Below are 11,916 nucleotides of genomic sequence, written 5' to 3' on the forward strand. Positions count from 1 at the left end.
TTCATCTTGACGGGCGTTTTTTCTCCTCCTAACTTTGTACCATGAACAAAAGCTGAAAGAGTTACCTCCTTCGGCTGATAAAGACTACAAGTTATGAGAACCCGTACATTTTTCCTCTGTCTGCTGGCCTTCTGCCTGACCACAGTTTCCAGCTATGCCTCCGGATGGGGAGACTTCCGCCTCAACGCCCGTTTCCTGACCGACCGTATGGCATTTGAATTGCACTTGAGTACCGACCAGTACAATGACCTGTACGAAATCAACTACGACTTTCTGAACAATGTCGATCCTTACCTTTCAGGCATTGCCATTGCTGACAGCCGCGCCTTGGATGCGTACTACCGTTACCTGGACGAACGAAACGATGACCTCCGCTGGGTACTTTCCAATGCGGAATATGTACGCTTCATGGGCATCGAATATTTCTTCCGCCCCATCTATGCGGTGAACAGCGTGTGCTACCTCCGTATTTATCAAGTATATCCCAACCGGAATTATTTTTATTTCGGCCCGCCCCGTCACTACCTGACTTATCGGGGAGGACACTGCCGGGCTCACTTCGGAGGTGCCAGCTTCTATCGGAGGAACTATCCGCTACGTTACCATCATCCGGTGTACAGCCGTCCGTGCCGCATCAGTCCGCAGCTGCGTCCTAAAGATTTTGCCAGACCGAAGCCGGGAAACCGCCCGCCTAAAGTCAATCACTGGACATCGGCTCCCCGCCCGGGACACCAACCCGTGGCAAACGGCAGACCAGAATACCGATCTGTACAAAAGCCGAACAACCGGCCTCAGGCTCGTCCGGAAGCCCGTCCGCAAAAAAGGCCTGAAAGCCAAACACAGCGAAGACCTGAAACTGCCCCACAAAGACGACCGGCCACTCGCCCACAGGCAAGGCCGAACAAAGGTACCACGGTAAAATCCGCACAAAGCCGTTCCCGGCAAAATCAAAGAAAAGAAGTGTCCAACGACCGAAAATCTCTCTCTAAGCGTCTATAAACTCAAAGTGCTGAAGCCTACCGGAATTTTCCGAGAAACTTCAGCACTTTGAGTTTGAGGTTGATGACCTCAAGCCAAATGTATGCCGTCTCCTTTCAATACGATGCGACGTTTCTTATACAAATCGCCGACGGCCTTCTTGAAAGTCTTCTTGCTTACCCCAAAGGTGTGGTAAATCACCTCCGCATCCGTCTTGTCGTTCAACGGAGTGAATCCGTCGTTGTCCTTGATATATTGCCACAGCACCTCCGAAAAATCATCCACCTTCCGGGCACCTGCTTTCTGCAAAACCAAATCAATCTTTCCGTCCGGACGTACCTGCTTGATAAACGCCGTCAGCCGCATGCCGACTTCCAAAGGCTGGAAAATCTCATTGTGGTACAGCATACCGCTGAACTTATTTTCCACAATCACCTTATATCCCAGCTCCGTGCGCTGCCATACCAGCACCTCGACCTCTTGCCCCGGCTGGTAATCCGGTTTCTCGGTCGACAAGAAATGTTCTATCTTGGCTGAAGCCACAATACGGTAGCTTTCCTCGTCCAGGTGCACATACACCACGTAGCGTTTTCCCTTCTGCATCTTCATTTTCTGCTCACGGAAAGGCACGAACAAGTCCTTCATCAATCCCCAATTCAGGAAGGCCCCGAACTGATTGACCCATGCCACTTCCAAGCAGGCAAACTCGCCCACCTGCACATACGGTTGCAAGGTGGTGGCCACCAGTCTTTCCTCCATGTCCAAGTAAATGAACACGTTCAAGATATCGCCCGGTTTTGTTCCTTCGGGCACATACCGTTTCGGAAGCAGGATTTCGCCGTCCTCATCTCCATTGAGATAGACTCCGAAATCGACTTCCTTCACTACTTCCAGCTGATTATATTTTCCTAATTTGATATGACTCATAATTCTTCCATTTTTATTTTACCATCTATCATGTGAATCGTGCGGTCGGTCTGTGCAGCCAGTTCGTCATCGTGGGTCACGATGACGAACGTCTGTCCCAGTTTGTCACGCAAATCAAAGAACAGCTGATGAAGCTCGCCCTTGTTCTGTGTGTCCAGGCTGCCCGAAGGTTCATCAGCCAGGATAACCGACGGATGATTGATCAAAGCCCGGGCCACGGCCACCCGCTGTTTCTCTCCTCCCGACAGCTCCGCCGGCTTATGGGAAGCACGTTCCGACAATCCCAGAAACGCCAAAATATCCAACGCCTCTTTCCGGGCCGTACCCATCGGCTGCCCCTGAATCAAGGCCGGCATCATCACGTTCTCCACCGCCGTAAATTCCGGAAGCAACTGGTGGAACTGAAACACAAAACCGATTTCCCGGTTCCGGAAAGCAGAGAGTTCCTTTTCTTTCAAGCGGTTCACCTCCGTTCCGTTCAAGACGATGCGTCCGCTATCCGGCTTGTCCAGCGTACCCATAATCTGCAGCAACGTCGTCTTTCCCGCGCCACTGGGACCTACAATGCTCACCACTTCCCCTTTGGCAATCTCCAGGTCGATTCCTTTCAACACCTGAAGCGTGCCAAAGCTCTTAGTTATTCCTTCTAACTGAATCATTCCTTTACAATTTACGAATCACATATTCTGCCAGATAACAGCCAAACACCGCCGGCATGTAGCTCACCGTACCCGCTGTCGACTTCTTGTTCTGTTCGTTGTCTACCAATATCACTGCCTGCGGGTCGGCCTGTTCCGTACTGAAGACTACCGGCAGTTTCCGCTTCATGCCCATCTTCTGCAAACGCTTCCTCACCGCCTTGCTCAACCCACAATGGTACGTTTCCCACAAATCAGCAAAACGTACCTGCGTAATATCCTTCTTAGCCCCTGCTCCCATGCTGCTGACAATCTTCAAGCCCCGTTGGAGTGCATGGTAAATCAGGTAACATTTGGGTGCCACCGTATCGATGGCATCTACGATGAAATCGAACGAAGCACTGTCCAGCAACTGCGGAATCGCCTCATCCTTCAAATAAACCGGCAATACAGTCAAGTCCAAGTCCGGATTAATATCCCGGAAACGTGCCGCCAACACTTCTGCCTTCGGTCGGCCAATCACGGAATGAGTAGCTGGCAACTGACGGTTGATGTTACTCGGCTGCACCGTATCCGCATCTACAATCGTCATCCGCCCTACTCCAGCACGGCAAATCATCTCTGCCGCATAGGCACCTACACCGCCCAAGCCGACAACCAGCACATGTGCATGTCGCAAGCGGTCCATTTTTTCTTTACCTAACAGCAGTTCCGTACGCTGCTGCCATTCCATACTGTTATTTTCGTTCATGAATCTTTCTTAAACCATTTATAAAACCAGTTGCCCACCTTGTCATAATACTGGGTCTCGGCCCATCCGCGCGGATCGGCAAAGCTCAGTGTTTCATTCGGGTCACCTTTCTGGTCCGGATACAACAGCATGATGCTGTTGTTATTGAAATACTTGGAAACCTGCATCGGCAAACGCTCAAACGAAGAATCATACGAAATAGACCCTCTTCGTGAACTTACAATCACCAGCAAATGATCGAAATTCACCTGTCCGGTAATAATCAGCAAATCGTCCCAGTTGTCCAATTCCTGAAACTCCGTCATCACATCCTTATGCTTTTTTTGGATATATCCCTTGATGTAACCCAAGGTCTGCGGATGGGCAAAGAAATGCAAACGGCATCCTAACTGACTGCTCATCCGGCACAGGTGCGTAATCCATTTCACAAATCCATGCTCAAATTCCGACTTGGGAGGTACAGCCACAATAATACGCCGCAGCGTATTGACCGGCATCTGAAAACGCGCAATCATCACCTGCTGATAAGTATTTTTCAACAAATCCTCTGTCAGATTTCCGAAGAACGAATCTACCAGATTGGATTTGTTATGCAAACCGATGACAATCGTGGTCGATTCCGTTTCCTTGGCTGTATGCAAGATTCCCGTGGCAATGTTCAAATCAAAACGAGTCACTGTTTTCAAAGGCACATTGGCCGAAGCCGCAATCTGTGCCGCTCTTTCCAGGCTACGCTTGCCCCGCATTTCCAATCGCACTGAATCATTATTGTCGTTAATCACATTCAACGCCACCAGATTGTCCGTACGTTTCTCATCGCGCACCACCAGTGCCAGCTGCATCAACCGTTCCAAAGTATCCGGATTGGCTACAGGAATCAGAATCCGCTCCTTTTTCTGTTCCTTTTCTTCATCCAGTTCCGCATCATCCATGGCAATCCGCTTGGCGGCATGTTCGGTAATGAAGGAGCTGACCACACAAGTTACCAAAATCAACAGGATGGTACCGTTCAGCACATCTTCATTGAGCAAACGCTCGCCTGAAGGAAGTATAATATTGTAGCCTACCAGTACCGCTGCCAACGTAGCCGCCGCCTGTGCGTTACTTAGTCCGAACATCAGTTCTCGTTCCACCGGCTTCATGCGATAAATCTTCTGTGTCAGCCAGGAAGCAATCCACTTGCCCAGTAACGCCACCACAATCATTATCGAAGCCACCTTAATGGAATCAATATGTCCGAAAAGTACATTGACGTTAATCAACATACCCACCCCAATCAAAAAGTAAGGAATAAACAAAGCATTTCCTACAAACTCCAGGTGACTCATCAGCGGAGACACATGCGGAATCAAGCGGTTCAACACCAGTCCGGCCAGAAAAGCGCCCAAAATGCCTTCCATACCGACCCACTCCATCAGGCCCGCTCCTAAGAAGACCATGGCCATCACAAAAATATATTGTACTACCTGATCACTGTAACGACGGAAAAACCAGCGACCGATACGAGGGAAAGTGACCATGATGACGGCACTCAGCACCACCACCTTCAGCACCAGCCAAATCCAGAACATATCCGACGTTTCTCCCTTGTACATACCGGAAATCACGGCCAGCACCAGCAACGTCAACGTATCGGTCACCGCCGTACCTCCCACAGCGATACTTACCGCCCGCTGCCGGTTGATGCCATAACGAATCACAATCGGATAGGCTATCAAGGTGTGCGAGGCATACATACTGGCCAGCAAGACCGACGTAATCAGCCCGTATCCCAAGAGATTCAAATTGGTCCATACTCCAATGCCCAACGGGAAAATGAACGCCAGCAATCCCAATACGGTTGCCTTCACACGGATACTCTTGAAGTCCTCCATGTTCATTTCCAGACCGGCCAGAAACATGATGTAGTATAATCCTACCTTGCCAAAAAGTTCAAAACTGCTGTCACGGGCCAGGATGTTGAACCCGTGTTCACCGACCACAATACCCGCCAGAATCATCCCGATGATGTGCGGAATGCGCAAACGTTCCAACACAATCGGCGCAAACAAAATGATTACCAATACCAGAAAAAAAATCCAGGTCGGGTCAGTAATGGGAAAATCTATATCGAAATGAAACAAATCTAACAATTCTTCCATATAAATGAGCGGGCAGTTTTAAATTTATGGACAAAAATAAGAAAAAAGTTCTGCATTTCCCGTTTCGTATTCCAAAATGTTTTAATTTTGCGTTTCAATAGCTGTAAGAAGAATTAAAAAAATCTTGCTGAAACACAGAAGGCTATGCAAGGACAAAATCTATTAACTTAAATAATAAACATAAAAAATGAAAGTAGCAATTGTTGGTGCAAGCGGAGCCGTAGGACAAGAGTTTCTGCGCGTGCTTGATGAAAGAAATTTCCCGGTAGATGAACTGCTGTTGTTCGGCTCAACCAGAAGCGCCGGACGAAAATACACTTTTCGGGGAAAAGAAATTGAAGTCAAACTTCTGCAGCACAACGATGATTTCAAAGGAGTTGACATCGCATTCACTTCAGCCGGTGCAGGCACCTCAAAAGAATTTGCCGATACTATCACCAAATATGGTGCCGTGATGATTGACAACTCCAGTGCTTTCCGCATGGACAATGACATTCCTTTGGTAGTGCCCGAAGTCAATGCAGCCGACGCCCTGAACCGTCCGCGCGGAATCATTGCGAACCCGAACTGTACGACTATCCAGATGGTCGTAGCCCTGAAAGCCATCGAGAACCTGACACACATCAAACGTGTACACGTAGCTACATACCAGGCTGCCAGTGGGGCTGGAGCAGCTGCCATGGACGAACTGTACGAACAATACCGTCAGGTATTGGCCGGCGAACCAGTGAAAGTAGAAAAGTTCGCTTACCAATTGGCCTTCAACCTGATTCCTCAGATTGACGTATTCACCGACAACGGATATACCAAAGAAGAGATGAAGATGTACAACGAGACACGCAAAATCATGCATTCTGACGTGAAAGTCAGTGCCACTTGCGTACGTGTGCCGGCTCTTCGTTCTCACTCAGAAAGCATCTGGATTGAAACTGAACGTCCGGTTTCTGTAGAAGAAGCCCGTGAAGCCTTTGCTCACGGAGAAGGCCTGGTACTGATGGACAACCCGGAAAAGAAAGAATATCCGATGCCGTTGTTCCTGGCTGGAAAAGACCCTGTATACGTAGGACGTATCCGTAAAGACTTGTCAAACGAGAACGGTCTGACCTTCTGGATTGTAGGTGACCAAATCAAGAAAGGTGCCGCACTGAACGCCGTACAGATTGCAGAATACCTGATTAAAGTAAAGAACATCGGATAAGAGGTCTTCCTCCCTCTGATTACACGATAAAGAAGGCCATTGCCTCGTATCGGTTCAACCGACGGAGACAATGGCCTTTTTCATTTCCTCCTTTCCGGAGAATGATGTCTTATCAAAGAATTTGACCGACAAGCTGTTCTTCCTTTAAAATAAATCCCAGGTATGAATTTCATCTTTCCATTGATGATCCTTCGGGAAAGGTTTCTCTCCCCATGCCTTCACGCTGGTCCATTCCTGGGGCGCATCGGTCCAGAAAGGATGCGATGCCGGAAGTCCCAATGGCAAGAAAGCCAAGGAAGTCATATACAGGCTTCCGTTGTTGGTGTACCAGTCGGCTACATTCGGCTGACGACCGGTAAAACCGATGGTCAGGAAACCGCCTTCATTAAAATTATGACCGGTAGCAAACATGCGCTTCATCACAGCTGTCAGTGCACAACGCACCTGTGAACTTGTCACCCCTGCCGGCAATTTCTCATACCAAGCCATCAAAGCCAAAGGCTGCATAGTGGCCATACGGTACGGGATGGAACGACCGAATACGGGGAAAGTTCCCTCCGGTGAAATGAAACGTTCCAATATCAGACTGTATTTCTGGGCACGCTTCAACGCGCGGTCATAATATTTTCCGTAGTCAATCCGGCTGCGCACCTTGGCATCCTTCATGGCCTGGAGCGTCTCCAAGTACATGGGATGGAACACGTAACTGCTGTAATAATCAAATGCAAAAGATGGGCCGTCTGAGTACCATCCGTCGCCGGTGTACCATTCTTCCACCTTACGAATGGCGGAATTCACCCGGTATTCATCAAACTTCACTCCCACTTTAGCCAAAAAACTTTCAATAGTAGACGAAAACAGCAACCAGTTTGTATAAGGCGGATCAATTCGGCGCAGCTGCTGAAACTCTTCGATGTAACGCTTCTTGGTGATTTCATCCAACGGCATCCAAAGCTGGTCGTACGCCCGAAGGAAACTTTCAGCCACATAGGCACCGTCGACCAATGTCTGTCCTTCCTGACGCCACAACAGGTAGTCCGGACTCTGGGGATCAACTGCATTGGTATAGCTTTTCAAGACCCACTCACGCAATTCCTTACGCATTTTCCCTTCTTCCGTGTCATCATCCGGCAAGGAGAGCCAAGGAGCAATGCCAGCCATCAGCCGTCCGAAGGTTTCCATATAAGCCACTTTCTTATTGCGTCCGTCCCAAGTAGGGCTGACCTCCAGCTGCATGTTCTTCTGCAATTCTTCCTTGGCCATGTTGCTCAATACGGGAGCCGCCATCCGATACGCCAAGTCGCACCAGTAAGTACGGTCGGCAGTCTGCGGAGCTTCCAGATAACGTACATATTCACAGGCTGCCAGCAAGAAGGCCCCGACTCCGAAATTCGCCGTAGAATTGACATCGAGTACTTGTCCGGGAATCGCCTTCTCTCCAATCGGCTGTACATACCCCACCGTACCATCTTTCTGAAACGCTTTCTTCGACAAATAGTTCCATGCTTTCTTTACCACCGGCTGGTAAGTAGCTTCTGCTAAATACCCATTGTTGATACCCCCCAAAAAACCGTAGGTAAACAGAGCCGTTCCGCTGGTTTCCGGCCCCGGAGCAAAATCCGGATCCATCATGCTGCGCGTCCAGTATCCTTCCGGCTGCTGAATGGCCGCTACGGCCTGGGCCATGTGCTGAAACTTATTCACAAAAAACGAATGATGCACATAATTTTCCGGCATATCTTTCAGCACCTTAGCCAGTCCGGCCAGTACCCAAGCATCTCCTCTGGCCCAGAAATCCTTCTTTCCATTGGCTGTGGCATGCTTGGGATAGACATATTTCGCATCCCGGTAATACAAATTCTCATCCTTGTCGAACATGATGCTGTCGGAATATTGTAGATACTCATACAACTTATCCAAATACAGTGTGTTATGCGTTACCTTATATAATTTAGTCATCACGGGCATGACCATATAGAGCGCATCGCTCCACCACCAGTAATCATTCTGTGAGGTACTCATCTGATATTCCATCACTTCACGGGCCCGACGGATTTTCCGATCTTCCGGAGCCAAGTTGTACAAATCGACATACGTCTGGAAACAAATCTGATAATCGCCGAAGAGTACGTATTCATCCGACTCTCCGTAGGAATATTTCCACTCTGCCCGATTGTCACTCTTGGCCCCTTTCCATTGGTTATAGTTGGCCCATGTCTCCGAATAAGTGCGATACGTTTCATTACCCGTCAGGAAATACGCTTCCATATTTCCAGTATGATATACGGCATTGTCCCAAAACGCACGTACCTCCGGCGAATGCTCCACCTGCCAATGCTGATTTACTTTCTCAATCATCTTCCGGACTTGAACAGCCTCAGAATCCTTGGCTCCTGCCGACACGGCGCACAGTCCCATCGCACAAGCCAATAAAAATTTACCTGTTTGTTTCATAGTTTTATTTTGAGATTAATCAATTTCCAATACATAAATGGGAGTCGCTGCGGAAGTCTTTACTCTTTCTCCGTCGCCTTGACGCGTTTCCTGCACAAACACATGCAACTTTTTCTGGGCTTTCCATAACTCCGTGTCATAACTGGGCTCCCAGGCATCCACCGAGAAATCGGTCAAGTCTTTCACCTGCCATTCTCCCGACTTCACATCATCGGTGTAGGCCATTGAAACCTTACTTCCACGTTCTGCATCACGGAACATAAAATAAGCTTTTCCCTCATCTACCGCAAGACGTGGCCGGGAAATCGGAATCATCTTCGTCCCGTCGCCTTTCAGCGTAAAGTCCTGCGAACGGTTGACTATCTGGCGGTGTTGCCAGGAGATTCCATCGTGCCACACCAATCGATATTGAGGCACTTCATTTTCCGCATTTCGCCAGTAAGTGACAATATACGGATGTCCCTCCGCATCGGTACACATACTGGTTTGGTTAATCAGTTCACTGTTTTGCGGAATGTAACAAGCATACTCCGCATTGTCCTTCCGAATAGGCAGCGTATACTTTTCACCATTCGTCTTATACCATGTGCGTCCATCATCGGGAGAATAGGCATAACAAAGGTCATGATTGGTCTCTACCATCCAAGTCTCACGCCACACCCACGACAGATGAAGCCGGCCATCTGCATCCATATACAATTGCCAATAAGCGTTCCGCTGATTTTCTCCGTCAATCAGGACATCCTGTACCCGTATCCATTTGCGACTTTTCAATTCATAACGGTTCAACACTAAGTTTCCCCGCCCGGAAGCCCCCGAACGATAAGCAAACAACAAATCGCCGTTGGGCATCCGATAAAACTCCGGATATGTCACATCCGACTCATCCTTCCCTGTCATCTGTTCCTTTTCTCCCAAGGTCAATGCGCCGGGAGCCGTACTCCGGCAATAATTCAACTCGTTGCCGTGATGGTCAAAAGCTACATGCAGATACCCGTCACCGTCCACCATCATACTGATAACATTGTGCGCGTCTGCCACATTACCTTTATACTGACTGCGGTGCAAGGTCCATTGCTCCGTTCCCAAGTCACGCTTACCCACTACCAGGTAACCGTCCGCATCATAATACGATACATACTGTATTCCCTTGTCGGTCACCAACGAACTGTTCCGGAAAATGGCCGTATTCACAGAGGTGGAGCTATAACCCTCGGCCACCTCTACCAGCCGTTGTGCCGACAGTCCTTCCCAGACAAGGAATCCCATTAGAAATAAAAAAAAGATGTGCTTCATAGCCTATGTGTTTAAGTTCTTTCTGCAAAAATAAGATTTTCAACAAAAGGAAGGGATAAAAATCCCGTCAAGGAAGGAGAAAAAAACGAGCAAATGTACGCTAAACCTACAATTTGATTCCTTTTTTGCTAAGATTATCACATTCTGCCATACATTTCGCCTCCTAGCCTACAAAAAAAGTCCATATCCAAGAGACTTTCTCTCGAATATGGACTCTGCGCTTAAAAGCGATTTCTTATGTTATAGACTGGCCGGAAGTTCGCTCAGCTTCATGCTGTTGGAACCTTTTACCAGCACGCAGCACCCTTGCAAAGGATGAGCTGCCAACAGGGCCTCTACTTCTTTCACATCTTTATAATGCTCGAAGGAAGAGGCAGTACCTCCAAATTCCGGACCGACCAGCATCACCCGTTCAAATCCGCATTCTTTCAAAAAGTCGACCACCTTCTGGTGTTCCTCGTGACTTCCTTCTCCGAGTTCCTTCATATCGCCCAAGATAGCCACCTTGTGCGCCGCCTCCATCTGACGGAAGTTTTCCAATGCCGCCATCATACTGGTGGGATTGGCATTGTAGGCATCCACAATCAAGGTATTGGAAGCGGTGTGTACCAACTGTGAACGGTTGTTCTGCGGTACATACGAAGACAATGCATGACAGATTTTTGCATCCTCTACCCCGAAATAACGACCGATGGTTACCGCAGCCAAGGCATTGTCCAAGTTGTAGGAACCTATCAAATGCGTCTGTACTTCATGAGAAGTACCTTCGGCCGTCCAGCTGAAACGCAGGAATGGAGAACAGGATACCACTTTACCTGTCACATCCAGTCCCGGAGTCTGTCCGTAGCGGACGCACGTCAATCCTGTGGCAATCTTGTTCAGGTAAGGATTCTCATTTTGAATGAAAATGGTAGAATTTCCCTTTTCCCGCAGGAAATCATACAATTCTCCTTTGGTACGGATAACCCCTTCAAAGGAACCGAATCCCTGCAGATGCGCCTTTCCCACATTGGTAATGATACCGTAATCTGGCTCGGCGATATGTACCAAAGTCTTGATTTCTCCCGGATGGTTGGCCCCCATTTCGATGACTGCCATCTCATGCTCCGGCTTCAGACGCAACAAGGTCAACGGCACTCCGATGTGGTTGTTAAAGTTCCCTTGCGTATAAAGTACCTTGAACTTCTCGCCCAGCACGGTTGCAATCAATTCTTTCGTAGTGGTCTTTCCATTCGTACCGGTCACCCCGATCATGCGGGTTCCTAACCGGCGACGGTGATAGTTGGCCAACTTCTGCAAGGTCTCCAAACAATTATCCACTAAAATAATCCGCGGATTCTCGGGGGAAGCATATTGCGGTTCATCGACCACCGCATAGCGGCAGCCCTGTGCCAACGACTGGGCCGCAAAAGCATTCCCATTGAATGTTTCTCCTTTCAGGGCCAGAAACATAGAACCCTCCGGACAATGGCGGCTGTCCGTCGTCAGTCCGTTACATTCCGTAAAACGGCTGTATAGTTCCTCTATTTCCAT

General features: G+C 48.7%; 9 protein-coding genes. 2 read left to right on the top strand and 7 right to left on the bottom strand.

Features of this window, described 5'->3' with window-relative positions; genetic code table 11:
* The first annotated feature begins 93 nt into the window (after positions 1-93).
* Complete coding sequence (locus tag H6A28_RS06400) at positions 94-999, top strand: hypothetical protein (RefSeq protein ID WP_204475003.1); 906 nt, start codon at positions 94-96, stop codon at positions 997-999.
* Positions 1,000-1,068: 69 nt separating this feature from the next.
* On the opposite strand, the gene H6A28_RS06405 is transcribed toward H6A28_RS06400, so the two are convergent.
* From H6A28_RS06405 to H6A28_RS06420, 4 genes are read right to left on the bottom strand one after another with little or no spacing between them, the layout of a single operon-like run.
* Positions 1,069-1,905, bottom strand: a complete 837-nt coding sequence (locus H6A28_RS06405) for a CvfB family protein (protein ID WP_204475004.1) — start codon at positions 1,903-1,905, stop codon at positions 1,069-1,071.
* Entirely contained in the window at positions 1,902-2,564 is a 663-nt protein-coding gene (locus tag H6A28_RS06410) for an ABC transporter ATP-binding protein (protein ID WP_204479409.1), read from the bottom strand. The genes H6A28_RS06405 and H6A28_RS06410 overlap by 4 nt, the downstream gene beginning before the upstream one ends.
* A 4-nt stretch (positions 2,565-2,568) precedes the next feature.
* Positions 2,569-3,294, bottom strand: a complete 726-nt coding sequence (locus H6A28_RS06415) for a tRNA threonylcarbamoyladenosine dehydratase (RefSeq protein ID WP_204475006.1) — start codon at positions 3,292-3,294, stop codon at positions 2,569-2,571.
* A complete protein-coding gene (locus tag H6A28_RS06420) occupies positions 3,291-5,435 on the bottom strand; it encodes a cation:proton antiporter (RefSeq protein ID WP_204475008.1) in 2,145 nt (714 codons plus the stop codon). Before H6A28_RS06420 ends, H6A28_RS06415 begins: the two co-directional genes overlap by 4 nt.
* A gap of 187 nt (positions 5,436-5,622) precedes the next feature.
* Here H6A28_RS06420 and H6A28_RS06425 point away from each other — a divergent pair, with 187 nt between their 5' ends.
* A complete protein-coding gene (locus H6A28_RS06425; RefSeq protein ID WP_204475010.1) occupies positions 5,623-6,633 on the top strand; it encodes an aspartate-semialdehyde dehydrogenase in 1,011 nt (336 codons plus the stop codon).
* A gap of 144 nt (positions 6,634-6,777) precedes the next feature.
* Here H6A28_RS06425 and H6A28_RS15350 read toward each other — a convergent pair whose 3' ends face one another.
* From H6A28_RS15350 to H6A28_RS06440, 3 genes are all read right to left on the bottom strand, one after another.
* Complete coding sequence (locus tag H6A28_RS15350; RefSeq protein WP_204479411.1) at positions 6,778-9,087, bottom strand: DUF2264 domain-containing protein; 2,310 nt, start codon at positions 9,085-9,087, stop codon at positions 6,778-6,780.
* A gap of 15 nt (positions 9,088-9,102) precedes the next feature.
* Positions 9,103-10,383: a BNR repeat-containing protein gene (locus H6A28_RS06435; protein ID WP_204479413.1), complete on the bottom strand. Its 1,281-nt coding sequence runs from the start codon at positions 10,381-10,383 to the stop codon at positions 9,103-9,105.
* A gap of 240 nt (positions 10,384-10,623) precedes the next feature.
* Entirely contained in the window at positions 10,624-11,916 is a 1,293-nt protein-coding gene (locus H6A28_RS06440; RefSeq protein ID WP_204479415.1) for a UDP-N-acetylmuramoyl-tripeptide--D-alanyl-D-alanine ligase, read from the bottom strand.

The organism is Bacteroides mediterraneensis, from assembly GCF_016900355.1.
Classification (GTDB): domain Bacteria; phylum Bacteroidota; class Bacteroidia; order Bacteroidales; family Bacteroidaceae; genus Phocaeicola.

Bases quoted from the DNA above. Each gene is read 5' to 3' on its own strand.
- H6A28_RS06400 (WP_204475003.1), top strand. From the start codon at position 94: ATGAGAACCCGTACATTTTTCCTCTGTCTGCTGGCCTTCTGCCTGACC.
- H6A28_RS06405 (WP_204475004.1), bottom strand. From the start codon at position 1,905: ATGAGTCATATCAAATTAGGAAAATATAATCAGCTGGAAGTAGTGAAG.
- H6A28_RS06410 (WP_204479409.1), bottom strand. From the start codon at position 2,564: ATGATTCAGTTAGAAGGAATAACTAAGAGCTTTGGCACGCTTCAGGTG.
- H6A28_RS06415 (WP_204475006.1), bottom strand. From the start codon at position 3,294: ATGAACGAAAATAACAGTATGGAATGGCAGCAGCGTACGGAACTGCTG.
- H6A28_RS06420 (WP_204475008.1), bottom strand. From the start codon at position 5,435: ATGGAAGAATTGTTAGATTTGTTTCATTTCGATATAGATTTTCCCATT.
- H6A28_RS06425 (WP_204475010.1), top strand. From the start codon at position 5,623: ATGAAAGTAGCAATTGTTGGTGCAAGCGGAGCCGTAGGACAAGAGTTT.
- H6A28_RS15350 (WP_204479411.1), bottom strand. From the start codon at position 9,087: ATGAAACAAACAGGTAAATTTTTATTGGCTTGTGCGATGGGACTGTGC.
- H6A28_RS06435 (WP_204479413.1), bottom strand. From the start codon at position 10,383: ATGAAGCACATCTTTTTTTTATTTCTAATGGGATTCCTTGTCTGGGAA.
- H6A28_RS06440 (WP_204479415.1), bottom strand. From the start codon at position 11,916: ATGGAAATAGAGGAACTATACAGCCGTTTTACGGAATGTAACGGACTG.